21 protein-coding genes are annotated in these 26,168 nt (G+C 66.0%); 14 read left to right on the top strand and 7 right to left on the bottom strand.

The features are described from left to right. The first annotated feature begins 35 nt into the window (after positions 1-35). From IRG63_RS00105 to IRG63_RS13980, 3 genes are all read left to right on the top strand, one after another. Positions 36-2,810: an FtsK/SpoIIIE domain-containing protein gene (locus IRG63_RS00105; protein WP_193508819.1), complete on the top strand. Its 2,775-nt coding sequence runs from the start codon at positions 36-38 to the stop codon at positions 2,808-2,810. Between the two features lie 75 nt (positions 2,811-2,885). Next, a complete protein-coding gene (locus tag IRG63_RS00100; protein ID WP_168627835.1) occupies positions 2,886-3,476 on the top strand; it encodes a hypothetical protein in 591 nt (196 codons plus the stop codon). Then, the gene (locus IRG63_RS13980; protein WP_370566136.1) at positions 3,473-4,081 is read left to right on the top strand and encodes an RNA polymerase sigma factor; all 609 of its coding nucleotides are present in this window, start codon (positions 3,473-3,475) and stop codon (positions 4,079-4,081) included. The genes IRG63_RS00100 and IRG63_RS13980 overlap by 4 nt, the downstream gene beginning before the upstream one ends. A gap of 34 nt (positions 4,082-4,115) precedes the next feature. Here the strand turns inward: IRG63_RS13980 and ald are convergent, their stop codons facing one another. Further along, complete coding sequence (gene ald, locus IRG63_RS00090) at positions 4,116-5,231, bottom strand: alanine dehydrogenase (protein WP_193508818.1); 1,116 nt, start codon at positions 5,229-5,231, stop codon at positions 4,116-4,118. Between the two features lie 263 nt (positions 5,232-5,494). Between ald and IRG63_RS00085 the strand changes: the two genes are divergently transcribed. The 6 genes from IRG63_RS00085 (at position 5,495) to IRG63_RS00060 (ending at position 12,269) form a co-directional block, all read left to right on the top strand. Then, on the top strand, positions 5,495-6,703 hold the full coding sequence (locus IRG63_RS00085) for a PotD/PotF family extracellular solute-binding protein (protein ID WP_168627832.1): 1,209 nt from the start codon (positions 5,495-5,497) through the stop codon (positions 6,701-6,703). 2 nt (positions 6,704-6,705) lie between these two features. Next, entirely contained in the window at positions 6,706-7,905 is a 1,200-nt protein-coding gene (locus IRG63_RS00080; protein ID WP_168627831.1) for an ABC transporter ATP-binding protein, read from the top strand. A 1-nt stretch (position 7,906) separates the two neighbouring features. Then, positions 7,907-8,824 (top strand): ABC transporter permease, encoded by a 918-nt coding sequence (locus IRG63_RS00075; protein WP_168627830.1) that lies wholly within the window; start codon positions 7,907-7,909, stop codon positions 8,822-8,824. Next, a complete protein-coding gene (locus IRG63_RS00070) occupies positions 8,821-9,618 on the top strand; it encodes an ABC transporter permease (RefSeq protein WP_168627829.1) in 798 nt (265 codons plus the stop codon). The genes IRG63_RS00075 and IRG63_RS00070 overlap by 4 nt, the downstream gene beginning before the upstream one ends. A 119-nt stretch (positions 9,619-9,737) precedes the next feature. Beyond that, complete coding sequence (locus tag IRG63_RS00065) at positions 9,738-10,943, top strand: PotD/PotF family extracellular solute-binding protein (protein ID WP_193508817.1); 1,206 nt, start codon at positions 9,738-9,740, stop codon at positions 10,941-10,943. A gap of 159 nt (positions 10,944-11,102) precedes the next feature. Continuing rightward, on the top strand, positions 11,103-12,269 hold the full coding sequence (locus tag IRG63_RS00060; RefSeq protein WP_168627827.1) for a PotD/PotF family extracellular solute-binding protein: 1,167 nt from the start codon (positions 11,103-11,105) through the stop codon (positions 12,267-12,269). 31 nt (positions 12,270-12,300) lie between these two features. Here the strand turns inward: IRG63_RS00060 and IRG63_RS00055 are convergent, their stop codons facing one another. The 4 genes from IRG63_RS00055 to IRG63_RS00040 form a co-directional block, all read right to left on the bottom strand. Beyond that, complete coding sequence (locus IRG63_RS00055) at positions 12,301-14,136, bottom strand: glycoside hydrolase family 13 protein (protein ID WP_193508816.1); 1,836 nt, start codon at positions 14,134-14,136, stop codon at positions 12,301-12,303. A gap of 3 nt (positions 14,137-14,139) precedes the next feature. Beyond that, entirely contained in the window at positions 14,140-15,072 is a 933-nt protein-coding gene (locus IRG63_RS00050) for a sugar ABC transporter permease (protein WP_193508815.1), read from the bottom strand. Then, on the bottom strand, positions 15,072-16,646 hold the full coding sequence (locus IRG63_RS00045; RefSeq protein ID WP_193508814.1) for an ABC transporter permease subunit: 1,575 nt from the start codon (positions 16,644-16,646) through the stop codon (positions 15,072-15,074). Before IRG63_RS00045 ends, IRG63_RS00050 begins: the two co-directional genes overlap by 1 nt. Before the next feature lie 80 nt (positions 16,647-16,726). Further along, positions 16,727-17,971 carry a maltose ABC transporter substrate-binding protein gene (locus IRG63_RS00040; protein WP_193508813.1) on the bottom strand — a complete coding sequence of 415 codons (1,245 nt, stop codon included), beginning with the start codon at positions 17,969-17,971 and terminating at the stop codon, positions 16,727-16,729. A 225-nt stretch (positions 17,972-18,196) separates the two neighbouring features. Here IRG63_RS00040 and IRG63_RS00035 point away from each other — a divergent pair, with 225 nt between their 5' ends. The 5 genes from IRG63_RS00035 (at position 18,197) to gatB (ending at position 24,917) form a co-directional block, all read left to right on the top strand. Further along, the gene (locus IRG63_RS00035) at positions 18,197-19,924 is read left to right on the top strand and encodes a glycoside hydrolase family 13 protein (RefSeq protein WP_193508812.1); all 1,728 of its coding nucleotides are present in this window, start codon (positions 18,197-18,199) and stop codon (positions 19,922-19,924) included. Positions 19,925-20,222: 298 nt separating this feature from the next. Then, positions 20,223-21,536 carry an alpha/beta hydrolase gene (locus tag IRG63_RS00030; RefSeq protein ID WP_193508811.1) on the top strand — a complete coding sequence of 438 codons (1,314 nt, stop codon included), beginning with the start codon at positions 20,223-20,225 and terminating at the stop codon, positions 21,534-21,536. 47 nt (positions 21,537-21,583) lie between these two features. Further along, positions 21,584-21,883: an Asp-tRNA(Asn)/Glu-tRNA(Gln) amidotransferase subunit GatC gene (gatC, locus tag IRG63_RS00025; protein ID WP_168627820.1), complete on the top strand. Its 300-nt coding sequence runs from the start codon at positions 21,584-21,586 to the stop codon at positions 21,881-21,883. Continuing rightward, positions 21,880-23,403 (top strand): Asp-tRNA(Asn)/Glu-tRNA(Gln) amidotransferase subunit GatA, encoded by a 1,524-nt coding sequence (gene gatA / locus IRG63_RS00020; protein WP_168627819.1) that lies wholly within the window; start codon positions 21,880-21,882, stop codon positions 23,401-23,403. The genes gatC and gatA overlap by 4 nt, the downstream gene beginning before the upstream one ends. Then, positions 23,403-24,917 carry an Asp-tRNA(Asn)/Glu-tRNA(Gln) amidotransferase subunit GatB gene (gatB, locus tag IRG63_RS00015; RefSeq protein WP_193508810.1) on the top strand — a complete coding sequence of 505 codons (1,515 nt, stop codon included), beginning with the start codon at positions 23,403-23,405 and terminating at the stop codon, positions 24,915-24,917. The genes gatA and gatB overlap by 1 nt, the downstream gene beginning before the upstream one ends. 14 nt (positions 24,918-24,931) lie before the next feature. Here the strand turns inward: gatB and IRG63_RS00010 are convergent, their stop codons facing one another. Beyond that, positions 24,932-25,231 carry a hypothetical protein gene (locus IRG63_RS00010; RefSeq protein ID WP_168627817.1) on the bottom strand — a complete coding sequence of 100 codons (300 nt, stop codon included), beginning with the start codon at positions 25,229-25,231 and terminating at the stop codon, positions 24,932-24,934. A gap of 89 nt (positions 25,232-25,320) precedes the next feature. Further along, a partial coding sequence (locus IRG63_RS00005) for an HNH endonuclease signature motif containing protein (RefSeq protein WP_193508809.1) occupies positions 25,321-26,168 on the bottom strand: 848 nt, incomplete at its 5' end.

Raw genomic sequence — 26,168 nt, 5'->3', positions numbered from 1 at the left:
ATCCGAGGAGCGCGGGCGTCTGGTGGGGTTGTCCAGTGCCATCGATCGCGTTGCCGACCCCACCGCAGGCGCCGGCACGCGCACCATTCCCGCTGATCGCGACGATCGCGCCCGTGGTGGTGTCCCTCGCGCTGTTCCTGCTGACCTCATCGCCGTTCACGCTGCTGTTCGCGCTGCTAGGACCGCTGGTGGCGATCGCGAGCCTGGTCGACTCGAGGCGCGGCAATACCCGTCGCTCCCGTGAGGCGCATGCCGCATTCGAGGCAACTGTGCGTCGCACGCGGGAGAGCATCGACACCGAGCACGACCGCGAGCGGGACGCGGCCGAATCCGCGGCGCCGTCGTTTTCGAGGCTCCTCGGAAACGGTCACCGGGATCCGGAGCGGTGGCGAGCGCGAGGCGGCGATGCGCTGCCGGTGCGCGTCGGCAGCGGCACGCTGGTCAGCGGACTCGACCTCGCGCCGACGCTGTCCGACGATCCGTCGCTGCTCGAGTTGCTGGAGCACGCCACCCGCCTTCCGGACGCCCCGGTGAGCGTCGATGCTCGGCTCGGCATCGGCTTCTGCGGGCCGCTCCTTCTCGCTCACGCCGCCGCGCGAGCCGTGACGTTGAGGCTCGCCTTCGCGCTTGGGCCGGGTGACGTCACCATCCGGGCGGCAACCGACTGGCTCTGGCTGCGTGACCTACCGCACCGGGTCGAGCTGTCGTCGGAGGTGCCTGGCGTCGAGTTCGTCTCGGGCGACGACACGATCGTCGTCGCGGTGGCCGCGACCGCCGACACGCTTCCCAGCTCGTGCCGAGTAGTCGTTTCGCTGACTGCTCCCGCTGGGATCCTCAGCCATCCGGAAGCGCCCGACGTTCGCGACCTCGTTCCCGAGTTCGCGTCGCTGGAACAGGCCGTCGCGTTCAGCCGGCGACTGGCGCTGGCGGCGGAGCAGGATGGCCTGGGCGCATCCGCGGGCCTCCCGGAGTCCGTCACGTTCTCATCGATCGGCCGCGTCGGCGGTGGCGTGTTCGGCTGCGCGATCGGGGTCGGTGCGGCTGGACCGGTCATCCTTGACCTCGTGCGGGACGGCCCCCATCTGCTCGTCGGAGGCACGACCGGAAGCGGCAAGAGCGAACTGCTCGTCACGCTGGCGCTCGCACTGGCTTCGACACGCTCTCCGCTGGAGGTGAACTTCCTGTTGGTTGACTTCAAGGGCGGTTCGGCGTTCGCCCCGCTGGCGGTATTGCCGCACTGCGCGGGTGTCGTGACCGATCTGGACGAGCGGGAGGCCGGCCGCGCACTGGAGAGCCTGCGCGCGGAGCTGAGAAGGCGTGAGGCGGCGCTCGCGCGCGCCGCGGTGAAGGACGTGGCGGAGCTCGCGCCTGGGGTCTTGCCGAGACTGGTGATCGTGGTCGACGAGTTCGCTGCCATGGTCAGCGAGCTCCCCGGCCTGCATGAGCTGTTCGCCGATATCGCCGCGCGCGGCCGGTCGCTCGGCCTCCACCTGGTGCTGTGCACGCAGCGGCCATCCGGCGTCATCCGGGATGCCGTACTGGCGAACTGCTCCCTGCGCATCTGCCTGCGGGTGAACAATCCAGCTGACAGCGCGGCGGTGGTGGGCGTGCCGGATGCGTCGCGACTGCCGCGTACGCCCGGTCGGGCGCTCGCGGCGGTCGCGGGGGAGCGACCGACTATCGTGCAACTAGCTCTGGCCGGACCCGCGGACGCCCGGGAGGTCGCCGCGGTTTGGCGGGACCGCGAATGGGAGCTGCACCGCCCGTGGCTGGACCCGCTGCCGCCGAGACTCCCGTTCTCGGCCTTGCCTGCGCTGCTCGGAGGGGACGCCGACGCAGACGAGATCGCCGTGCCGATTGGCCTGTTCGACCTGCCCGAGCGGCAAGAGCAGCCGGTCGCGGTCTACCGTCCGCGTCAGCACGGGAACCTGCTTGTGCTCGGCGGGGCGGGTTCAGGCAAGAGCGGGGCGCTGGCCGCCATCGGCTCAGCAGGCAACGCGCAGCTCATCCCGGCCGACATCGAGGGAGCGTGGGATGTCGTGTTCGGCACGCTCGCCGCGGTGAGGGCCGGACAGCGAACGGTTCCGCTGCTGCTGGTCGACGACCTGGACACCCTGTGCTCGAGGTTCACCATCGACTACCAGCAGGCTTTCGTGGAGTTGCTGGCCGCGGTGCTGCAGGAGGGGCCATCGGCCGGCGTGCGTGTCGTCGCGGCGGCTCGACGGCTCGGATGGAACGCGATTTCGGCGTTGTGCGACAGCCGGATCCTCCTGCGGATTCCCGATCGAGCGGACTACCTGCTGGCGGGTGGTGAGCCGGGGCTGCACGATCCGACGCTGCCGCCCGGCGGCGGCCAGTGGCAAGCGAAGCGCATCCAGTTCGTGCTCGCCGATCCGCTGTCTCCCGCGCCCCGGCCGGTGACACCACCCGTCGCGGAGCGGCTGGACGGATCGTTTGCTGTTGTCGCTGCGGCACCTGGCCAGCTCGGCGACCTTCTGCGCACGCTGGGGTCGGACCTCAAGGTCGTCGAACTGGATTCGGCAGCGGATGGCCTGGAAACGGCAAGTGGTGGACGCCGCACGGTCATCATCGGTGATCCGGATGTGTGGCAGGCGCGCTGGGGTTTGCTGCCACGCTTGCGGTCAAGGCTTCCTGTCCTCGTGCACGGCTGCTCCACTTCCGAGTTCCGTGCAGTGACGAGACTCGCTGAACTGCCGCCGCCGCTGGAGAACCCGCGCCAGACGGCGTGGCTCGTGCCCGGCGACGGGCCGGTGGAGCGGGTCGCCCTGCCGATGCCTAAACAGGGCTAAAACCTGTCAAGTTCGTCGATGTGCAACGATGTGCAGCGATCCGGGAATGAAGAGGCAAACACCACTGGAGGATCCGTGAACGACGACCGACTCGACGAGCTGCTCTCAGCCGCCATCAAGCCGATGACGCCGGCCGCGTTGCGCGAGACCGCGATGCTGGTTGACGCATCGATGCCTGCACAGCTTCGGGAAGGTCGTCCGGTGAGGTCACGATGGTTCGTGCCCATGCTCGTTGGCGGCTCATTGGCTCTCACGGCGGGTGCGGGTGTCGCTGTGGTGGAGATGTCACACTGGGCGGGCGTGAGCATGCCACTGGAGAACGCAAGAAACACGACTCCAATCCCGGTGAACTGGACCACCGACGATGGGCATTCCGAGACCTGTCGCGCTTGGATCGAATTGCGCAACCCGGGTCCGGGAGATCGCGCAGCGCTGGACGAAGCGATCGAAGCTCGTGATTGGGCGGGCTTCGGGCAGCACCTCTATGACGCCGGGAAGCCGGAGCCGTTCGATCCCGATGGCGAACGGCGCGTAGCCGATCAACTTTCGCCGTTTCTCCAGAAGTTCGCCCGCGAGGTCGTACCTGGAGTGCTCTGGTTCAGCGAGCCAGGCGACACGGTCGGGGTGGATGCCCACGGGATGACCTGCGTCCCGGCAGACCTGTGAGAGAACACTCGGAGTCGCGTCGTGCACGCATCGAGCGAGCGGTAGCGGACCATTCTCCGGCTTTGCTCGCGTACTTGTCCCGACGTGTGGAGCCGTCGCACGACGCGGCGGACCTACTCGCGGAGACCTTCATGATCCTTTGGAAGCGTGCGGCATCGCTGCCCCGATCGAATGACGAAGTCCGGCCATGGATGTTCGGAATCGCCCGGAACGTTCTCCTGCACCATCGACGCAGCGGGTATCGCCGCCGTGCAGTTGCTGACCGGCTCAGGAGCGAACTCCTGACGAACCACGACTCAGGATTCGTTGACTCGTCCGAGTACGCCGAATTGCACGCGATGCTTCGAGAGCTCGACCCAGTCGATCGCGACATCATCGGCCTCGTTCACTGGGACGGGTTCTCGCTTGTCGAGGTGAGTCGCATCCTTCGCATCAAGGAGGGCACGATTCGCAGCCGCTATCACCGTGCGCGCGCTCAGTTGCGCAGTCGATTGATCGCCGGGACCCCTGTTGTGCAGGACATCCGCCGTCAAACGCGCCCGGATCCCCGACAATCCATGGCAACCGGGCCACATGTCCTGCAGAACGAGGAAGCTCCTGCATAGCAGGCGGCCGACCCGCCACGGCCCGCCGGCGGCGTTAGGCGATCGCCTCTTCCAGCTGCACGTGGTCGTAGCCGAGCGCCTCGGCGACCGGCCGGTTGACAACCCGACCGCCGTGCGTGTTCAGGCCGAGCGCGAGACTCGGGTCAGCCTGCAGCGCGACTTGCCAGCCGTTGTTCGCGATCGCGCGCACGTACGGCATGGTGGCGTTGGTCAGCGCATACGTCGACGTGTTCGGAACCGCTCCGGGCATGTTGGCGACACAGTAGAACAGCGAATTGTGCACCCTGAAGGTCGGGTCCGAGTGCGTGGTCGGGCGGGAGTCCTCGAAACAACCGCCCTGGTCGACGGCGATGTCGACGAGCACGCTGCCCGGACGCATCCGGGACACCAGGTCATTGCTGACCAGCTTCGGCGCCTTGGCACCCGGGATCAGCACGGACCCGATGACAAGGTCGGCAGGCAGGACAGCACGCTCGATCTCGAACGCGTTGGACGCGATGGTGCGGATGCGCCCGCTGTAGAGCGCGTCGAGTTCCTTCAGCCGCTGCAGGTTGGTGTCGAGCACGGTGACCTCGGCGCCAAGGCCGACCGCGACCGAGATCGCGTTCGTGCCAGCGACGCCACCACCGAGCACGACCACCTTGGCGGGAGCGGTGCCGGGTACGCCGGGGACAAGGAGACCGGGGCCGCCGGCAGGCTTCAGCATCGAGTAGGCGCCGACGATGGGGGCGAGTCGTCCGGCGACCTCGCTCATCGGGGCGAGCAGCGGCAGGGCCCGCGACGGCAGCTGCACCGTCTCGTAGGCGATCGCCGTCATACGGCTCTGAACAAGGGCCCTGGTCAGCTCGGGCTCGGCGGCAAGGTGCAGGTAGGCGAAGAGAGTGAGGTCCTCACGGAAGAACCCGTACTCGCTGGGCACCGGCTCCTTGACCTTCAGCAACAGGTCGGCTTCGCCCCAGGTGCTCGCTGCATCCGGCGCGATAGTCGCCCCCGCGGCCGCGTACTCGCTGTCGGTAATCGATGACCCCAGCCCAGCGCCGGTCTCGACAATGACGTCGTGGCCGTTGGAGACGAGGTCATGAACCCCCGCCGGCGTGATCGCGACCCTGAACTCGTTGTTCTTGATCTCCTTGGGGATGCCGACCTTCATTGCTCTCCTGCCGTAGACATGACGAAACGCGGGCCCGTCATTGGATCACCGCTCAGCTACAACCATAGCTCGGATGCCACGATGGATTCCGAACGTAACCCCCGCACATTTGTGCTGATTTCGTCACAATCGTGAAAAGAACCTGCCGTAAACAGCCGTGAGTGGTGCGATATTGCGCGGGAGTGTGCAAGTATCTTTCCACGGCACGTGTGATGCGTGACTCCGACCCCTTGCAGCGTTGCTTGAGAGAAGAGGCAAAGCTAATGAACCGCCAACTGCCCGAAGACCCGATCATCCGCCGTCTTGTCCAGCAGGCTCGAGCGCACCAGCTGTCCCGTCGCACCATGTTGGCTGGCACGGGTGCAGGCGCGGTCGCGCTGGGACTCGCCGCCTGCACCCCATCAGGACGCACCGTGCTCACGCCCGCCGAGGACGTCTCCGACACCGATAAGACAGTGCGCTGGGCGAACTGGCCCGCCTACATCGACGAGGATGACGACGGAAACTACCCGACGATCGAAGGCTTCCAGGAGAAGACCGGGATCAGCGTCGAGTACCTGATCGACGTCGACGACAACAACACCTACTACGCGAAGGTGCGCGACCAGCTGGCGCTCGGTCAGGACATCGGGGCGGACACGGTCTGCCTCACCGACTGGATGATCACCCGCTGGATCAACCTCGGCTTCGTCCAGGATCTCGACCACGCAAACATCCCGAACATCTCCAACCTGACGCCGGAGTTCGCTGACACCGACTTCGACCCTGGCCGTCAGAAGAGCATCCCGTGGCAGGGTGGTTTCGCCGGGATCTGCTGGAACATCGAGAAAGTCCCGAACGGCCTCAAGTCCGTGAGCGACCTGTGGGACCCGTCCCTCAAGGGCCGCGTCGGCGTGCTGTCCGAGATGCGCGACACGATGGGCGTGATCCTGCAAGACGAGGGCGTCGACATCTCGGGAGACTGGGGTGACGACGAGTGGGCGAAAGCGATGGATGTCTTCCGCGAGCAGGTGGAATCCGGTCAGATCGGCGCCGTCCGCGGTAACTCCTACTTGGAGGACCTCGTCAACGGTGACACCCTCGCGGCCATCTGCTGGTCGGGTGACATCACGCTGATCAACGCCGAAGCAGGCGAAGAGAAGTGGAAGTTCGCGATTCCGGAAGCAGGCGGCACGCTGTGGAACGACAACTTCGTCGTGCCGATGGGGTCGCCGCACAAGAAGAACGCCGAGGCGCTCATCAACTACTACTACGAGCCAGAGGTGGCAGCAGAGGTCGCCGCGTGGGTGAACTACGTGACACCGGTCGTGGGGGCGAAGGAGGCCGCAATCGCCATCGATCCCGAGCTCGCCGAAAACCAGTTGATCTTCCCCGACGACGACACGCTCTCCCAGGTTCACGTATTCCGCAAGCTCTCCAACGCGGAGGAGCAGCAATACGGCAGCGAGTTCCAGAGCGTGCTGCTGGGCTGACAATGGCAAGAGGGCAATTCGACGAGGCCGGAGCCGACCTTGAACTCCAGGGAGTGACAAAGAGATTCCCGGGGTTCACGGCGGTTGACGACCTGACACTCACCATCCCCGCAGGCTCGTTCTTCGCGCTGCTGGGGCCATCCGGATGCGGCAAGACCACGACCCTGCGCCTCGTCGCCGGACTCGAGGACGCAACAGAAGGGCGCATCCTGATCGGCGGAAAGGACGTGACCTCGACCAAGCCGCACCAGCGGCCAGTCAACACCGTGTTCCAGAGCTACGCGCTGTTCCCGCACATGACCGTGCTGGAGAACGTGGAGTTCGGCCTGAAGCGACGAGGAATCTCCGACGCGGGGCAGAAGGCACACGAAGCGCTGCGCCTGGTCGAGCTCGACCACCTCGCCGGGCGCAAGCCGCAGCAGCTCTCCGGTGGGCAGCAGCAGCGTGTCGCGCTCGCGCGCGCGATCGTGAACCGACCGGCGCTGCTGCTCCTGGACGAGCCGCTCGGTGCGCTCGACCTCAAGCTGCGGCGCCAGATGCAGCTCGAGTTGAAATCGATCCAGGGTGAGGTCGGGCTCACCTTCCTGCACGTGACCCACGACCAGGAGGAGGCCATGACAATGGCCGACACCGTCGCGGTGATGAACAAGGGCAGGATCGAGCAGCTCGGCGCGCCCGAGGAGTTGTACGAGTTGCCGCACACCGCGTTCGTGGCGAACTTCCTCGGCCAGTCGAACCTGTTCACCGGCCCGGTAGCGGGCACGACAGCCGACTCGATCTCGGTCGAACTCGCGGGTCACAAGATCGTCGTGCCCAAGTCGCGCGCCAAGCGGCACACGGGCGAGGTCACCGTGGGCATCCGGCCGGAGAAGCTGCGCCTGCACACCGAAGCGCCGACGCCGGTTCCGGAGGACAACCTGCTCGGCCCCGGCCGCATCGCGGACGTCTCGTTCTCGGGCGTGAGCACCCAGTACCTGGTGGACATACCCGGCGTCGGCTCGATCGTCGTGTTCGCCCAGAACTCGACGTTCGGTCCAGTCGCCGCAGAGGGGGCAGAGGTCTGGCTGACCTGGCACATCGAGCACGGCTTCGGCCTGCTGGACGAGCCGGGCGAGGAGTCCAAGTTCGCGTCGGACACCGACACCCAGACCCTCGCGGTGCAACGCAGGAAGCGGCTCGAGTCGGAGCTCGAGGCGGGCTGAAATGGCCTTCGGTGCATTCGCCTCGACCGAGGCGCCGGCTGTCGAGCAGGCGCCCCGGCGGAAGAGCAGGGTCGTCCTCTTCCTGCTGTTGCCCGGCATCCTGTACCTGCTGCTGTTCTTCGCCGTCCCGCTGGTGTCGCTCGCGCTCACGAGCCTGCAGCAGCCGAGCCTGACCGGGGATATCGGAAGCTACGATTACGCGTTCAACTGGCAGAACTACGTGGTCGTGATCGAACGGTACGGGCCGCACATCCTGCGCTCGTTCGGCTACGCCGTCACGGCCACGGTGTTTGCGTTGCTGTTCAGCTACCCGCTCGCGTATTTCATCGGCGTGACCCTGCGGCCCTACCGGCTGCTGCAGGGCCTCGCCCTCGTCCTCGTGATCGCGCCGTTCTTCATCAGCTTCCTGCTGCGGACGCTGGCCTGGAAGCAGATCCTCGCCGACGAGGGACCGGTCGTCTCGTTCCTGCAGGCGCTCCAACTAATGCCCGCGGATGCCCAGATCACCGGCACCGCGTTCTCGGTGATCTTCGGCCTCACCTACAACTTCATCCCGTTCATGGTGCTGCCCATCTACACCTCGCTCGAGCGCCTGGACCTGCGCTACGTGGAGGCGGGAGCCGACCTCTACGCGTCACCGGCGACAACCTTCCGCAAGGTGACGCTTCCGCTGTCGGCGCCGGGCATCATCTCCGGCGTGCTGCTCACGTTCATCCCCGCCGCTGGCGACTACATCAACGCCAGCCGCGACTTCCTCGGCTCCACCGACACGGCGATGATCGGAAACGTCATCGAGGCGAACTTCCTGGTGCTGCAGAACTACCCGGCCGCGGCCGCACTGTCGTTCATCCTGATGAGCGTCATCCTGGTCCTGATCAGCTTCTACGTGAGGCGCAGCGGAACGGAGGACCTGGTATGACTCGAGGGTTCGGTCGCTACGCGCTCATCGTGTACAGCGTCATCGCGTTCACTTTCATCCTCATCCCGATCGTCTACACGATCGTGTTCTCGTTCAACGACGCCCGGCGCACCAACATCATCTGGCGTGGATTCACGCTCGACAACTGGCTCAACGTGTGCCAGTCGCAGGGCGTGTGCGAGGCGTTCGGCACCAGCATCCTGGTCGGTGTCGTCGCGACAGTCCTCGCTACCGTACTCGGGACGATGATCGCCATCGCACTGGTCCGTTACCGGTTCCGGTTCCGCAAGGCGACGACGCTGCTGCTTTTCCTGCCGATGGCAACCCCCGAGGTCGTCCTCGGTGCCGGACTGGCCGCCGAGTTCCTCACCGCCGGTGTCCAGAAGGGCGTCGGCACGATCATCCTGGCCCACACCATGTTCTGCATCAGTTTCGTGGTGGTGACGGTGCGCGCCCGCATCGAGTCACTCGATCCGGCGCTCGAGGAGGCCGGCCGCGACCTGTACGGTTCGCCCGCACAGGTGTTCTGGCATATCACCTTCCCGCTGCTGATACCCGGGATCATGGCCGCAGCGCTGCTGTCCTTTGCGCTGAGCTTCGACGACTTCATCATCACCAACTTCAACGCCGGTCCCGCCGTCACGCTGCCGAGGTACATCTACACGGCTGCTGCGCGCGGAATCCCGCCTGAGGCCAATGTCGTCGCCAGCGCAGTGTTCATTGCGGCGATCGTCATCGTGATCGTCGTGCAGGTCTCGTCGGCGGCCAGGCGGAAGAGGCTCGCCGCTCTGTAACGGGTCGGTTCACCCGCTGTTCACCTGAGCGTCGTTCAGCGTTAGGTCGGATGCGCCACGCTCGCACCGGAAGCATCCGAGGCTTCCTAAGAACCCGCCAGAGCACGAAAGTCCCGCCCATGCTGCCCGCACACCGCTCGAGCCCGCTTCCTTCCCGCCGCAACCTTCTCGCCGCAGCCGGTATCGGCGGTGCGGTGATCGGTCTCGCCGCGTGCTCGAGCAACCAGCCTCCGAAGCCCTCGCCCGCGGCCGACCGCTCCGACGAGTGGCGCACGCTGCGCATCGACAGCTGGGAAACCTACGGCAACACGCTCGGCGAGGACTTTCCGGGCATCGAGGAGTTCGCCAAACAGTACGACGTCGATGTCTCCTACTGGAAGGCCGTCACCGACGACAACCTGTACTACAACGACGTCAAGACCCGCCTCGCGTCCGGCAGTGACATCGGCGCGGATGCCGTCGTGCTGAGCGAATGGATGGTCGCACGCTGGATCCGGCTCGGTTACACGCAGCAGTTCGCGCTTGACGCCATGCCGAACACGGTGAACGTTCGGCCTCGGTTCCGGGAAGCGGCGTTCGACCCGAAGCGGATGCACTCGATGCCCTGGCGGAGCGCTATCACCGGCATCGCCTGGAACCGGGCGGAGTTCCCGGACGGCATCAGGAGCGTCTCGCAGTTGTGGGATCCGGCGCTGAAGGGCCGGGTTGGCGTGCTGTCGAGCATGCAGGAGACCATCGGCCTGATCATGCTCGACGCCGGTGTCGACATCTCGGGCGCCTGGGGAGATGCCGAGTTCACGGCGGCGACCGACACGCTCCGCCAGCACGTCGTGAGCGGCCAGGTCGCGGCGATCCAGGACTCGAAGTACCTGGATGCGCTGACGTCGGGCGACATCGTCGCGGGCTTCGCGCGGTCGGCGGACATCCTGCGACTGAACCAGGCCGCTGCGGCCCGGGCGGGGTCGGGCGAAGCGTTCGACGAGCCGTGGGGCTTCGCCATCCCGGCCGCCGGTGGCGTGCTCTGGACGCAGGACCTGGTCGTCCCGATCGGATCGGCGCGCAAGGGCAACGTCGAGGCCTTCGTCAACCACTATTACGAGCCGACGGTTGCGGTGCAGGTCGCTGCGGCCACCAACTACGTGTCGCCGGTCGACATCCGCGACCAGGAAGCGTCGGCTCTCGACCCGGCTGTGGCCGCCAATCGGCTGGTATTCCCCACACCCGTCTCCCTGCAGGGCACGAAGACGTTCCGGCACCTCGCCGCAGCGGAGGAGCAGCGTTACGTCGCGCAATACCAGTCGGTGCTGCTGGCGGCGAGTTCGTAGCCTAGCGACGCCGGATGCCGCCAGACAAGCGAACAAAACGCTAACGCGGGGTTGCGCGGGAGTACCCCCAGTTTTGGTGCTCATATTGTGAGGACCGCTTCTGCCACTATCGAGCGGGGGACCATCGTGGTTTGCCCGATTCGATAGGAACCGCTCGCCATGACTTCAGCACGCCCGCTCAGTCTGACCCGTCGCAACATCCTGCAGGGCGCCGGGGTCGGCGCCGCCGCCCTCACCGTCGCAGCGTGCTCGAGCAACGAGCCAGCCAGGCCGTCGCCCGCGGCGGACCTCTCCGACCAGCAGAGATCGCTGCGTGTTGACAGCTGGGAAACGTACCGCAACACCGTCGGTGAAGACTTCCCAGTGCTGGCGCAGTTCGCGGGCACGTTCGGCGTCGACGTCACGTACTCGAGTGCGGTCAAGGACGACAACCTCTACTACAACAAGGTCAAGGAGCAGCTCAGCAAGGGTCAGGACATCGGCTCCGATGCGGTCGTGCTGAACCAGTGGATGGCTGCGCGCTGGATCCGTCTCGGCTACGTGCAGGAGTTCGGTCTCGAGCGCATGCCGAACACCGCGCACATCCGCCCGCGCTTCAGCCAGGCCGCCTACGACCCGCAACGCACGAAGTCGATGCCGTGGCGCAACGGCTTCACCGGCATCGCCTGGAACAAGGCAGAGCTCGGCGACGGCCTGACCGCCGTCTCCCAGCTGTGGGACCCGTCGCTCAAGGGCAAGGTGGGTGTCCTCTCGAGCATGAGCGAGACCATGGGCCTCATCATGCTCGACGGCGGGGTCGACATCTCGGGCGGCTGGGGCGACACCGAATTCGCCGCCGCCGTTGAGGTGCTTCGCGGTCACGTCGCCAGCGGCCAGGTCGGCGCGGTGCAGGGCGCGAACTACACGGACGACCTCAAGTCGGGCAAGACCCTCGCCACCTTCGCGCGCTCGGCTGACATCCTGCGACTTAACCAGGAAGCTGGCGATCAATGGGGCTTCGCTCTGCCGACCCCGGGTGGCGTGCTGTGGACGCAGGACCTGGTCATCCCGATCGGGTCGCAGCGCAAGACGCACGTCGAGAACTTCGTGAACTTCTACTTCGACCCGTCGGTCGCCGTCCAGGTCGCCGCGGGCACCAATTACGTATCGCCCGTCGACATCCGGGAACTCGAGTCGTCTGCCCTCGACCCTGCGGTGGCGCAGAACCGGATGGTGTTCCCGACACCGATCACGCTGGAGGATGCGAAGACGTTCCGCTACCTGCAGTCGGCGGAGGAACAGCGGTACGTGTCGCAGTTCCAGACGGTGCTGCTCGCCGCAAGCTGAGAGGCCCGGTCGGAGGCGCTCGAAACTCGCGTCAGGCTGCGATCCGCACGCCGGGCAGAAGGTAGGCGCTGAACGACGGTCCGGTCGCCTGGATCTTCCCGCTCGGCTCAATCACCGTGTCGCCGAACAACCGCTTGGCTGAACCGATACCGGCGACGGCGTTGGGCTCCAGCTCCATCTGCAGGCTTGAGCGTGTTGCCACCACGAGGACCGACTCCCCGGCTGCCTCGCGAATGAACACCAGAGCCTCGTCGTCGATGACAAGCCAACGGAGGCCACCCGAGCTCAGCGCCGGATGGGCGTTCCGCAACGCGATGAGCTCGCGGTACAGCGTCATGGTCTCGTCATGCTCGTCGATGGTCGCCCACGGCATGGGTGTGCGCGAGTCCTCGCCGTCCATGCCCGTGAGGCCCAACTCGTCGCCGGCGAACACCACCGGGATGCCGGGAAGGGTCATGGACAAGCCGGCCGCTACCGGAACGGCACCCTCGCGAGCGAGCGTCGCGAATCGCGCGGTGTCGTGGGTGTCGAGAGCGTTCATCGTGGCCGCTCGCACTCGCCAGGGCATTCCCGCGGTGAAACGCACGTAGGCGTCGTGCACCTCGACACCGGAGTACGTCGGCATGGTTTCGGTCGGGAGCCCGAAGTACCAGGGCGTAGCGACAGGTTGCGACAGCCAGCCCCAGACAGGGCGCGTGAAACTGGCATAGGTCATTGCCCCGTGCCAGGCGTCACCGCGGAAGTCGCCTGAGGCGTCGTTCGTCGACTCCGCAATCAGGATGGTGTCCGGGTTGACCTCGATCATCGTCTGTCGGATCGTCCGCCGCACAACAGCGTTCAGGTCCTGTTCGAGATACCTGCCGGTCATGTTCGCAACATCGATGCGCCAGCCATCCAGGTTGAACGGCGGCAAGAGCCACTTGGCGACCACCGAGTCGGGACCCTGGATGAAGCGGCGCCTCAGTTCTGTCGAGTTCCAGTTGAACTTGGGCAGGCTCTTTTCGCCGAGCCAGGCGACGTAGTCCGGATCGCCCTCGTCATCCTCGCCAAGCCAGTAGTAGAAGTCCCGCTCGACCGAGTTCTCGTCCGACAGCGCGGTTTGGAACCACTCGTGCTCGCTGCCGGAATGGTTCGATGTAAGGTCGCCGATCACCCGGATTCCCCTGGCGTGGGCAGCCTCGACCAGCCTGATGAGTGCATCGTCACCACCCAGCAGCGGATCCACCTCCCAGAAGGAAGTGGCGTTGTAGCGATGGTTCGAAGCGCCAGGGAAGAACGGCGTGAGGTACAGGAGGGTGATGCCGAGCCGCTCGAGGTGGTCCAGCCGTTCGACTATGCCATCGAGATCTCCGCCGTAGAACTGGAGCGGCGTGTGCGGGCCGCGGTCAACCACCGGATCGGTCCAGGCGGCGGGAACTGCCCACTTTGGGGTGGGGTGGTCGTCGGCAGCCGCCGAACGAGCGAACCGGTCGGGAAAGATCTCGTACATCACCTGAGACGGTGCCCAGCTCGGTGCAGGGGCGTGGGTGACGACGAGGAAGTCCTCGGCATCCAGCGGCTCAGCCGTGTGCAGTCCAGTCGCGTTGAGCCAGCGGATGCCCTGATCCGTCGTGATCATGAACCGGTAGCCGTGTTCCGGGTTCTCGACCAGAACCTCGGCCTCCCACCACTCCCAACCGTCGACCCGCGCAATGCGCTCAGCCTCGTTGAAGCGCGGTTCGTGATTGGGGTTGGAGCGTGCGTGCACTCGGGTCACCGGGCCGAATCCCACAGGGATGCGCACCCGCACCCGGATCAGCTCATCGAGCTCGGGGGAGTCGTTGGACACATAGAGGGCGGACCCATCGTGATGAGGCAGCAGAGGCATTTATTACTTCACCGATCCCGCGGTGAGACCACCGACGATGTACTTCTGGAGGAAGAGGAACAGCAGTGTCACCGGGATTGCGGCCAGGACCGCTCCCGCGGAGAACAGGGTCCAGTTCTTGGAGGTCTCCTGAGTGACGAACTGGTACAGGCCAACGGCGAGCGTTTGCGTCGATGGCTCCGTGAGTACAACGCTCGCGATCACGAACTCGCTCGTCGTGCCAATGAAGGAGAGGAGTCCGACAACCGCGAGCATGGGCGTCACCAGCGGGAGGATGATCGTGAAGAAGATCTGCGCGTGGCTGGCACCGTCGATGCGTGCCGCCTCATCGATAGAGATCGGGATCGTATTGAAGAACCCGTAGAGGAGGTAGGTGTTCACGCCCAGCGCCCCGCCGAGGTAGACGAGGATCAAGCCGGCGTGCGTGCCGAGCCCGACCGCGGGGAAGATGTCGCCGATGGCGGATACCAGCAGGAAGATGGCAACGACACCGAGCAGCTGGGGGAACATCTGCACGAGCAGCAGGCTCAGCAGCCCGAATCGCCGACCGATGAAACGCATGCGTGAGAATGCGTACGCCGCCAGTGCACCGAGGAACACCGTGCTCACGGCCGTGATGGACGCGACCAGCAGCGTGTTCATGAACCAGGCCCCGTACGGCTGCTGGGGACTGTCGAACAGTCGGAAGTAGTTGCCGAGGTCGACCGTGCGGAAGAGGGCGTTCGATCCGACGAGGGTCCCGTTCGGGTTGAGCGACGCCGAAAGCACGTACACCAGCGGGAAGACGGCGAAAATGACTGCAACCACGCCGATGATGTGTCGCCAACCTGTCTCGGCGAATCTGCGCGCCAGGGGTTTCCGCCGCTGGGGGATCGGCGTGGGGCGATTTCGGGCAGCATCCGCTGCGGGGGGTGCCGGTTTGGTGAGTGTCGTCATCAGTTCAACTCCTCGAGCACCTTCGTGCGTTTGAAGCCGTACGCCGCGATCGCGCCGACGACGATGAAGATCAGGATCGCGAACGCGCTTGCCAGTCCGTAGTCACGTCCGGTTCCACTTCCGAACGCCACCTTGTAGACGAGCGTGATCAGGATGTCTGTGGCCCCGGCATCAACGCCGGCCGACGGGTCGCGCGGACCGCCGGCGGTGAGCATGTAGATCAGGTTGAAGTTGTTGAAGTTGAACGCGAACGACGAGATGAGCAGCGGGGCAACCGAGACGAGCAGGAGGGGGAACTTGATGAGCCGGAATGCCGCCCACGGCTTGGCGCCGTCGATTGCCGCGGCCTCCATGATGTCGTCGGGGATGGACTGCAGCGCACCGGTGCAGATGAGGAACATGTAGGGGTAGCCGAGCCATAGGTTGACGAACAGGATGCTGAACTTCGCTAGCCACTCCTGGGTGAGCCATGGGATCGAAGCGCCACCGAACAGCACTTCGTTGATGAATCCGAAGTCCTGGTTGAACAGGCCAAGCCACACGAGCGCGCTGAGGAAGCCTGGGAAGGCGTACGGGAGGATGATGAGGACCCGGTAGAAGCGGCGTCCCTTCATCCGCCAGTCGTTCATGACCATTGCCAGCAGCAGTCCGAGCACGAACGTCGACGCGACCGAGATGAACGCGAAGGCGAAGGTCCACAGCAGCACGTTCAGCAACGGGCCCCGGATGTCCTCCTCTCCGAACGCCCGGGCGAAGTTCTCGAACCCGACGTCGATCTTCCAGCCAGGGGTGAGTGACGCCCCATTGTCCGCTTGGAACGCGCCGTTGCCGCGGTCGGTGTAGACCGTGCCGTTCGCCGTGTTTGTGAATGTGTCGGCGTCTTCGTCGTAGACAAGCGACGACAGGTAGAGGAACGCGCGACTGCCGTCCGGCGTGCGCAGTGCGCCGTCATTGGGGTCGTCCGTGAGAGGAACGGCGAGGTCGGCGATCACGCGCTGATTGCCGAGCACGTCCTGCAGCGTCAGGGTGTTGTAGCCAGGGACGGACGTTGCCTTGCCAGTTGAATCCGTCTCGGCGTTCGTCACTCGCTCGAGCGGAGCACCATCACCACCGAGCCAGATGTCGCCGTCGGGGTCGGTGACGAGGAAGCTCAACTGACCCAACTGCTCGACTACGGCGATGCCGTAGGTTGCCGAATCCGGAACGCGTTGCTGGGAGGTCAGGATGATCGCTTCGATCGCGTCTTCTTTGGTGCTGTTGTGGCCGTCGCCGTAGTTCGTGAATGCGATGTAGCCGCTGTAGATGACGACGAAGATCTGGAAGACGGCCAAGAAGAGCACACCGGGCAAGAGATATTTCGCGGGGAGCAGCCCAGGTCGCAGATAGATGTAGTTGATGGCGAGGGTGACGGCAGCGGCGATCCCGAAGACCACCCACGATTCCTGCACGAACAGGGTGAAGAGTGCGAAGACGGCAATCGCGTCGACGATGCTGAGCAACACGATCTTGGTGACGATGCCGCGAAGACTGGGCAGTCCCTGACGTGCCTTGCGTTGTTCGCTGATGGTGCTCATGCCGCTCCGAGCGTTCGATCGAAAGGGGTTGACGGCGAAGAGTGGCCGGGCCCGTCGCGGACCCGGCCACTAGTCGATTTTTAGCCCTTGTCGATCTTGGACTGGATGCTTTGCACCATCGCTTGCCAGAGTGCGACGGGGTCGCCCTGGGCGTTGATGATCGCGGCCTCAGTGCTGCCCCAGTCGGACCAGACAACATCCATGGCAGGCACGTTCGGCATCGGGACGCCAGCTGCGCCGACCTCACCGAAAGCGGCGACATCCGGGTTGGACTTCGCGGCCTCAAACGCAGAGGTCAGCGCCGGAGCACGACCACCTACCTCGTAGAGGGCGGTCTGCACCGCTTCGGTGCCGATGTAGTTCACGAGGAACTCGTTGGCTGCGAGCGCATTCTCGCTCTTCGCGCTGACGAAGAAGCCCTGGACGCCCACGAACGGTGTTGCCGCATTGGGACCGGTGGTCGGGATCGGGTCGATCGCGTAGTTGATGCCGGCGTCGGCCGCAGCGGGGACATTCCACGGTCCGGTGAGGAAGTACGGCGACTTTCCTGCGTTGAACTCTTCCTTGGCAATGTCGCCGCTGATGTTCGTGTTCAGAATGCCGGCAGCGCCCCACTCAGCGAGCTTGGTGGCGAATGCCTCGCCACCCGCCCCACCGAGCGTGAGGTTGCTGGCGTCGTAGGTGCCATTGGCGTCGAGTCCGAACACCGGAGCGCCGAGCGACGCCTGCAGCGGGTACAGGTGGTACGGGTCGGATGCGTTCGGGTCGAGTCCGACGAGGAACGCGTACTCGGCCTTTCCATCCGCCTTGAGCTGGTTGCCGGTCGCGATCGCCTCATCGAAGGTGGCGGGCGCATCGGGAGCAAGGTCGACGTTGCGCAACAGGGCAATGTTCTCCACCGAGTAGGGGAGACCGTAGGTCGTGCCCTCGTAGCTCATGGCTTGAATCGCGACGTCCTGGAAGTCGCTTGCGGTGTCCCCGAGCTCGAGGGGAGCAACGACGCCGTTCTGGACGAGCTTGCCGAGCCAGTCGTGCGCGCCGACGATGATGTCGGGTCCGCGGCCGGTGGGCACCTGGGTGATGAAGTCGTCGCGGACGTCACCGAAGTCCTTGGTGACGAGCTTGACCTCGATGTTCTTGTCCGCCTGGAACTGTTTGGCGACGTCCTTGAGGACACCGGCGCGGTCTGCATCGACCCACACGGTCAAAGTGCCGACGGGCCCCTCCGCGTCAGTTCCGGGGTTGCCGGAGCAGCCGGCCAGGACGAGCGCTGCGGCCGAGGCTGTCGCCGCAGCCGCAAGAATCCCTCGTGATTTCACCTTCATGGTGTTTCGCCTCTCTCAGTGCGCTTGGGAAGTCCGCAGTGGGAAAGAAGCCAGCGGCTCGCACTGGAGACCATCCTCCGCAGAAGCGCCTGCATATCCTGCAAGCGGTTCCACATATACCGTTTCGCGGGACGGTTTACAACTAGGCACCCCGTATTTGAACTGCATTCGTTATCCGGCGTCTCGTGCAAGCGCTTTCAGAAATCACTGACTACAGTGATCGGCATGCTCACAACCGAATGGTGGCGCAGCGCCGTCATCTATCAGGTCTACCCCCGCTCCTTCGCGGATGCCGACGGCGACGGGCTGGGCGACCTCGCCGGAATCACCCGAAGGCTCGATGCGCTCAGCGTTCTCGGCGTGGATGCGGTCTGGCTCTCGCCGTTCTACACGTCGCCGCAGAACGACGCCGGGTATGACGTTGCCGACTATTGCGACGTCGACCCGAGGTTCGGCACGCTCGCCGATTTCGACACCCTCATGGCGCGTGCGCACGAGCTCGGACTGAAGGTCATTGTCGACCTGGTGCCGAACCATTCTTCAGACCAGCACCGCTGGTTCCAGGCCGCGATTCGCGCGCCAGAGGGCAGTGAGGAACGCGCGCGCTACATCTTCCGCGACGGCAAGGGCCCGGGCGGCGACGAGGCGCCCAATAACTGGGAGTCGGTGTTCGGCGGGCCGGCCTGGTCGCGCATCACCGATGAGAACGGCAAGCCCGGCCAGTGGTACCTCCACCTGTTCGACTCGTCCCAGCCCGACCTCAACTGGGAGAACCCGTGGGTGCGTGAGCAGTTCAAGGACATCCTGCGTTTCTGGCTCGATCGCGGAGTCGACGGATTCCGTGTCGATGTCGCGCACGGCATGGTGAAGGCAGCCGGAATGCCGGACTACATGCCACCGGCCAACGCCGGGAGCATGGGCGGCTCGGCCGGGCTGGACGATGCGCTTGCATCCGGCGCGCTCGACGCATCCGGCATGAACGAGGCCGCCTCCGACCGACCGGAGCTTCCCACCCCGCCGTACTGGGCGCAGGACGGTGTGCACGAGATCAACCGCGAGTGGCGCGAAGTGCTCGACGAGTACGACGGCGACCGAGTGCTCGTCGCCGAGGCGTGGGTCGACCCGCCGCGCAAGCTCGCGCAGTGGGTGCGACCCGACGAGATGCACCAGGCGTTCAACTTCGCCTACCTCGAGACGCCGTGGAACGCGGATGCCATCCGCCGCGTGGTCGACGCGTCGCTTGACGCGTTCTCAAGCGTCGGTGCGCCGAGCACCTGGGTGTTGTCGAACCACGACGTCATCCGCCACGCCACCCGCCTCGTGCTGAACCCCGAACTCAACCCGCAGGGCGCCGGTATCGGCCCGAACTCGCCGGAGCATCCGGACCCCGAACTCGGGCTTAGGCGGGCCCGCGCGGCAAGTGCGCTGATGCTCGCGTTGCCGGGAAGCGCGTACGTCTACCAGGGCGAGGAGCTCGGCCTCCCTGAGGCCATCCATTTGCCGGACGAGTCGCGTCAAGATCCGACCTGGTTCCGCACCGACGGTGAGAAGTACGGGCGCGACGGATGCCGCGTGCCGATCCCCTGGGAGGCCGAGGCCCCGGCGTTCGGCTTCAACGACACCGGGCTCAGCTGGCTGCCCCAGCCGGAGATCTGGAGTCAGTTCGCGCGGGACAGCCAGGACGGCGTTCCCGACTCGACGCTCGAGCTGTACAAGCGCTCGCTTGCGCTGCGCGCAGAGCACGACCTCGGCAACGGAGCGCTCGAGTGGCTCCAGGGCTACGGCTCCGAGACGATCGCGTTCCGGAACTCGGGGGTGACGGTGATCGCCAACACCGGAACTGAATCGGTACAGCTTCCCGCGGGAGACGGGCCGGGCACACGCATCGTGCTGCAATCAGCCGGTGTCGACGGCGGCACGCTGCCGCCTGACACCACCGTTTGGCTCGTCTGACCGGCACATTTTGCGATTGTCAGTCGACTGATTCGCCGCCACTGGAATGACTCGACTGGCCGCTCTGACCTAGGGAGGCGACCGGCTCCCACAACTCGGTTCCCGATTCATTCACCAAAACTTGTTAGTTTTACACAAGTTCTCCCCCTACTATGGGGGTTATCGAGTGGTTCGACGCTTGCCGCCACTCGAAACGCGTTTCGCTCAGGCGAACGATTGGATGGGGCCCGACTTGCTGTGGGAGCTGGCAATGCTCGCCACTACCGTTTCGCTTGGCGGAGTGGGCGAGTCAACAGCCATGCCGCAAATCAGCGTGGTCGTGTCGGCGGATGCCGTTGCTGGCGGTCCGGACACGCGAGCTCGTCAGGTGGATTTCGCGCCCGCCCCGCTCATCCCGGTTCCGTTCGCTGATAGTGCGCGCGAGAGCGCGGGCGCCGCGCCGACCGCGATGCTCGGCCGTCTGGCGGCCCTGCCGCGCGAACGCCTGGAGAGTTTCGTCGCCCAGAATCCGCAACTGGTCGCCCACCTGCTGCTGCGTCCGCCCACGGCACGCGACGTCTCGTCCTGGTGGGCGGGCCTTGACACGTCGGCGCGATTCGACCTGATGGCGGCGGCACCGCAGCTGGTCGGCAATCTGGACGGCATCGACCTGTCGGTCCGCGATATGGCCAATCGCCGGTTCCTCAGCCAGCAGATCGCCGCGCTCGAGGCGCAGCTCGACTCCGGGGTCGGCCGCGGCGTCGCAGTCGCGGTGGACGGCACGCTGCACATGCTGGAGGAGATCGCAAAGGCGCTGCGAACGGATGCCGGCGAGCCGCCCCGCACGCTCGTGACTCTGGACACCCAGTGGCCAGGCCGCGCGGCCATCGCGGTCGGGGACGTGACGACCGCCGACTACGTGAGCTTTTTGATCCCCGGCATGTTCTTCACCATCGATGGGCAGGTCGGCGACTGGGCCGACACAGCGACTGTGGTCTATGAGGAGCAGAACCGCTGGCTGGACCGGCTCGAGGGCAAGACGGACCAAGGCCGCAGCACCGTCGCGACTGTTGCGTGGATCGGCTATCAAACGCCGCACCTGCTCAACATCGGCTCCCTCAGCCTGGCCGAGGAGGGCGCGATCTTCCTCGCCAACGCACTCGAGGGGCTTCAGAGCATCCGCGAGGGCGACCAACCGCATGTGGCGGTGCTCGCGCACTCCTATGGCTCCACGGCGGCGATGATCGCGCTGCAGGACAGCGGCTTCCAGGTGGATGCGCTCGCCATGGTCGGTTCGCCCGGCAGTGCCGCGCAGTCCGCCGCCGACCTCGCGGTTCGCGGCGGCAAGATCTTCGTCGGTGAAGCATCCGGCGACCCGGTCGTGAACACGGCGTTCTATGGCAGTGACCCTGGCGCCCCGGGCTACGGCGCCAAGTCGATGAGCGTCGCAGGGGGCGTCGATGCCATCACCCGGGCGATGCTGACCGGCTCGCACGGGCACAACGAGTACTTCACGCCCGGCAGTGAGTCGGTGCGCAATCTCGCGCTCATCGGCATCGATCGTGCTGACCTCGTCTCGGTCGGCGGCGATCCGGGGGAGAAGGCAGGCAAGCTGCTCCTCGCGAGCCGCTGACCTGACCCGGTCCTTCGCGTCGTGTGCCACGCGAATAGAATCGTGTGGTGTCTGAAATCACTACCGAGCAGGTGGCGCACCTCGCGAACCTGGCTCGGATCGCCCTCACCACTGAAGAGATCGAGAAGCTGACAGGCGAACTCGGCGTCATCATCGACTCGATCGCGACCGTTTCGGAGGTGGCAACGCCCGATGTGCCGGCGACGTCGCATCCGATCCCGATGTCGAATGTCTTCCGGGAGGATGTCGTCGGCGCGACGCTCACCACCGAGCAGGCGATCGCGGGCGCGCCGGAGCACGACGGCAGCCGGTTCCGGGTTTCGGCGATCCTGGGGGAGGAACAGTGAGCGCGGGCGACGTTATTCGGCTCAGCGCCGCCCAGCTGGCGGAGAAGCTGACCGCGGGCGAACTCAGCTCGGTCGAGGCGACCCAGGCGTACCTCGACCGCATCGAGGCGGTCGAGCCTCGCGTGAACTCCTACCTGCACATCTCCAAGGACGCGCTCGACACCGCGGCGAAGGTCGACAGCGACCGCGCCGCGGGCGAGAAGCTCGGTCCGCTCGCGGGAGTGCCGATCGCCATCAAGGACGTGCTGTGCACGCAGGACATGCCGACGACCGCCGGCTCTCGCATCCTTGAGGGCTGGGTGCCACCGTACGACGCAACCGTCGTTGCACGGCTCCGCCGGGCGCGTCTGGTGCCGCTCGGCAAGACCAACATGGACGAGTTCGCCATGGGCTCCTCCACCGAGCACTCGGCCTACGGGCCGACTCGCAACCCGTGGGATCTCGACCGGATCCCCGGTGGTTCGGGCGGTGGCTCGGCCGCGGCGATCGCAGCCTTCCAGGCGCCGCTCGCACTCGGCAGCGACACCGGTGGCTCCATCCGTCAGCCCGGTGCTGTCACCGGCACGGTCGGCATGAAGCCCACCTACGGCGGTGTATCGCGCTACGGGGCGATCGCGCTTGCCTCGTCGCTGGACCAGGTCGGCCCGGTCACGCGCACGGTGCTCGATGCCGCGCTGCTGCACGACGTCATCGGCGGACACGATCCTCGCGACTCGACATCGATCCCGGATGCCTGGCCGTCGTTCGCCGACGCAGCTCGTCGCGGCGCGGCATCCGGTTCGCTTGACGGTGTTCGTGTCGGTGTCGTGAAGGAACTCGGTGGCGACGGCTTCCAGCAGGGCGTCAGTGAGCGGTTCGCTCAGGCGCTCGAGGTGATGGAGAAGGCCGGCGCGCAGATCGTCGAGGTCTCCGCCCCGCACTTCACCTACGCGATCGCCGCCTACTACCTGATCCTGCCGGCGGAGGCATCGAGCAACCTCGCGAAGTTCGACAGCGTTCGGTTCGGCATGCGGGTCACCCCGCCCGGTGGTGGCACCGTCGAGGACGTCATGGCAGCAACCCGCGAACTCGGCTTCGGCCCGGAGGTCAAGCGCCGCGTGATCCTTGGCACCTACGCGCTGAGCGCCGGATACTACGACGCCTACTACGGCAGCGCGCAGAAGGTGCGCACGCTCATCCAGCGCGACTTCGCCTCGGCGTTCGAGCAGGCCGACGTGCTGGTGTCGCCCGCGGCGCCGACGACAGCGTTCAAGCTGGGGGAGAAGCTCGAGGATCCGCTCGCGATGTACCTGAACGACGTGACGACGATCCCCGCCAACCTCGCCGGCGTTCCCGGGATGAGCATCCCGATGGGGCTCGCCCCGGAGGACGGCCTGCCGACCGGCCTTCAGCTGATGGCGCCCGCGCGTGCGGATGCCCGCCTCTACGAGGTGGGTGCGACGGTCGAGGCGTTGCTTGAGCAGTCGTGGGGACACAGCATCCTCAGCAAAGTGCCCGCGCTCGTCGGAGGAGACAATTGATGGCCAAGCCAGAGCTTATGGACTTCGACAAGGCGATCGAGCTGTTCGAGCCGGTTCTCGGCTTCGAGGTGCACGTGGAGCTGTCGACCAAGACGAAGATGTTCTCCGATGCGCCGAACCCGGCGAACGATGATGGTCACGGTGCGGAGCCGAACACCCTCATCACGCCGGTGGACCTCGGCTTGCCGGGATCACTGCCGGTCGTGAACGGGCAGGCGGTCCGGTACTCGATCAGCCTCGGCCTGGCTCTCGGGTGCTCGATTGCGCCGTCGAGTCGGTTCGCGCGGAAGAACTACTTCTACCCCGACCTGGCGAAGAACTACCAGATCAGCCAGTACGACGAGCCGATCGCGTTCGAGGGTTCGGTCGAGGTGGAGCTCGAGGATGGTCGCCTGGTGCAGGTGCCGATCGAGCGTGCGCACATGGAGGAGGATGCCGGCAAGCTCACGCACGTCGGCGGCGCGACCGGTCGCATCCAGGGTGCTGAGTACTCGCTGGTCGACTACAACCGTGCCGGTGTGCCGCTGGTTGAGATCGTGACCAAGCCGATCTTCGGGGCCGAGGCGGATGCGCCGCAGCTCGCGAAGGCGTACGTCTCAACGATCCGGGACATCGTGCGCGCACTGGGCATCTCGGATGCCCGGATGGAGCGCGGAAACCTGCGGTGCGATGCGAACGTGTCCCTGCGGCCGCGGGGGCAGGAGAAGCTCGGTACTCGCACCGAGACCAAGAATGTCAACTCGCTTCGCAGCGTCGAGCGTGCGGTGCGGTACGAGATCCAGCGGCAGGCGGCGATCCTGGCTGCGGGCGGGACGATCATCCAGGAGACGAGGCACTGGCACGAGGACACCGGCCGGACCTCGCCGGGCCGGCCGAAGAGTGACGCGGATGACTACCGCTACTTCCCGGAGCCGGACCTGCTTCCTGTGGAGCCGTCCCTCGACCTGATCGAGGAGCTGCGCGCTGCGCTGCCGGAGTCGCCGGCGCTCATGCGTCGCCGGCTCAAGACGGACTGGGGCTTCAGCGATGTGGACTTCCAGGCGATCGTGAATGCCGGCCTGCTGGTTGAGGTCAGCGAGACGGTGGCGGCGGGGGCTGCTCCGCAGGCCGCACGCAAGTGGTGGATGGGTGAGTTGAGCCGTACCGCCAACGAGCGTGGAGTGGATGCGTCGACGTTGGCGACCCCGCAGCAGGTTGCGGAGTTGGTTGCCCTGGTTGATGCGGGCACGCTCACCGACCGGCTGGCTCGTCAGGTGCTGGAGGGCGTGATCGCCGGTGAGGGTTCGCCGGACGAGATCGTCGAGGCGCGTGGCTTGGCTGTGGTGTCCGACGATGGTGCGCTGATTGCGGCGATCGATGAGGCACTAGCGGCTCAGCCGGATGTGCTGGCGAAGATTCGCGACGGCAAGGTTCAAGCTGCCGGTGCGGTCATCGGCGCGGTGATGAAGGCGATGCGGGGCAGTGCGGATGCTGCTCGAGTTCGCGAACTGATTCTGGAGCGTGCGCAGCAGTAGTCGGTTCGCGCCGCTCACTCGCGGTGAACGACTCCGTTGGAATCTACGGTGATCACCATGGTGCTCTTCTTGCGGTTGAGCACCTTGTAGATGACCACGATGAGCCAGAGGCCGAAGGTGATGATCGTGAGGACGATGTTCCAGAACCAGCCGATGCGCTTGTTCTTGGAGAGGATGGCTTGTCCGTTCGCGACGTGTTCGACTCGCCAGCCCTCTCGGGAGTAGCGCGCTAGCTCGGAATTCAGTACCGCGCTCCGCTTGCTCTTGCCGAAGGCTCCAGTGGTGGTTCGCTCGTCTAGTAGCTCGTCAGTCATGCGTGTCAGCATGCGGCGCTCACCTTGGGTTTGCCTCCGACTTTCCGTCATAGGACCCCGTTGCTGGGCAGAGTTCTCCCCGCGGTGCCTCAGGTGGCCCGATGTCGCTCGGCGGTTCGGAGGGCGTCGTTGAGTGCCGGTGATTTGGATGGCATCGGCCTGGGTGTCTGGGTGGGGTCGATGTCGCGGGGTGGGATGAGCCAGAGCCGGGTTAGCGGGTCGTGGTCGCGGGTTTCGATTTCCCAGCCCTCGTCGTGCAGCAGCAGGTGGTGGTGGCGGCAGAGGAGGATGCCGTTGTCGATGTCGGTTGTTCCGCCGTCGCGTTCCCACCAGCGGATGTGGTGAGCTTCGGTCCACTCGGGGGGTCGGTCGCAGTCGGGCCAGGCGCAGCCGCCGTCGCGGGCGGCCAGCAGCCGTCGTTGGGCCCGGTTGAAGAAGCGCTGCTCGCGGCCGAGGTTGACGGGGAGGGGGCGGTCGTCGAAGACGATCAGCTCGATGCCGTTCAGGCAGGCGTTGCGCTCCACCGTGGCGATCGACACCGGGTAGTCCTGCCCCTCGATCCAGCCCCGACCGGTCCGGTCACTCAAGTCTTTCGCGGCCACCAGCACCCGCACCGCGGGCCGGTTCACCCCGACCACGGATTGCGGGTCGGTGTCGAGGGCCAGTTGGATCAGCTCCAGCATGCCGTCCGAGGCCAGCTGCTCGGTGGTGCGGGTGTCGGCCATAATCTGCTCCGCCCGGGCCTGCTCCGGACCGGTGGTGAAGCGGGGTCCGCCGCGGCGTGGTGAGGTGAGCTTGTCGTAGACGTCATCGATCAGGGCGGCGCCCTCGGGGTCGAGGTCCCAGGTGTACCGGGTCATCCCGTCGTCCCGCTTCCACCTGCGGAAGGAGCGCAAGGCACGGCGCTGCCGCTCCCGCTCCACGATCCCGGCGGCGT

Origin of the sequence: Cryobacterium sp. BB736, from assembly GCF_014980265.1 — a bacterium.
Taxonomy (GTDB): Bacteria; Actinomycetota; Actinomycetes; order Actinomycetales; family Microbacteriaceae; genus Terrimesophilobacter.
This window is presented reverse-complemented; position numbering and strand designations above follow the sequence as displayed.

Excerpts from the sequence above, each read along its gene's own strand:
- ald (WP_193508818.1), bottom strand. The coding sequence starts at position 5,231 with ATGAAGGTCGGCATCCCCAAGGAGATCAAGAACAACGAGTTCAGGGTC.
- IRG63_RS00085 (WP_168627832.1), top strand. The coding sequence starts at position 5,495 with ATGAACCGCCAACTGCCCGAAGACCCGATCATCCGCCGTCTTGTCCAG.
- IRG63_RS00080 (WP_168627831.1), top strand. The coding sequence starts at position 6,706 with ATGGCAAGAGGGCAATTCGACGAGGCCGGAGCCGACCTTGAACTCCAG.
- IRG63_RS00075 (WP_168627830.1), top strand. The coding sequence starts at position 7,907 with ATGGCCTTCGGTGCATTCGCCTCGACCGAGGCGCCGGCTGTCGAGCAG.
- IRG63_RS00070 (WP_168627829.1), top strand. The coding sequence starts at position 8,821 with ATGACTCGAGGGTTCGGTCGCTACGCGCTCATCGTGTACAGCGTCATC.
- IRG63_RS00065 (WP_193508817.1), top strand. The coding sequence starts at position 9,738 with ATGCTGCCCGCACACCGCTCGAGCCCGCTTCCTTCCCGCCGCAACCTT.
- IRG63_RS00060 (WP_168627827.1), top strand. The coding sequence starts at position 11,103 with ATGACTTCAGCACGCCCGCTCAGTCTGACCCGTCGCAACATCCTGCAG.
- IRG63_RS00055 (WP_193508816.1), bottom strand. The coding sequence starts at position 14,136 with ATGCCTCTGCTGCCTCATCACGATGGGTCCGCCCTCTATGTGTCCAAC.
- IRG63_RS00050 (WP_193508815.1), bottom strand. The coding sequence starts at position 15,072 with ATGACGACACTCACCAAACCGGCACCCCCCGCAGCGGATGCTGCCCGA.
- IRG63_RS00045 (WP_193508814.1), bottom strand. The coding sequence starts at position 16,646 with ATGAGCACCATCAGCGAACAACGCAAGGCACGTCAGGGACTGCCCAGT.
- IRG63_RS00040 (WP_193508813.1), bottom strand. The coding sequence starts at position 17,971 with ATGAAGGTGAAATCACGAGGGATTCTTGCGGCTGCGGCGACAGCCTCG.
- IRG63_RS00035 (WP_193508812.1), top strand. The coding sequence starts at position 18,197 with ATGCTCACAACCGAATGGTGGCGCAGCGCCGTCATCTATCAGGTCTAC.
- IRG63_RS00030 (WP_193508811.1), top strand. The coding sequence starts at position 20,223 with ATGCCGCAAATCAGCGTGGTCGTGTCGGCGGATGCCGTTGCTGGCGGT.
- gatB (WP_193508810.1), top strand. The coding sequence starts at position 23,403 with ATGGCCAAGCCAGAGCTTATGGACTTCGACAAGGCGATCGAGCTGTTC.
- IRG63_RS00010 (WP_168627817.1), bottom strand. The coding sequence starts at position 25,231 with ATGACTGACGAGCTACTAGACGAGCGAACCACCACTGGAGCCTTCGGC.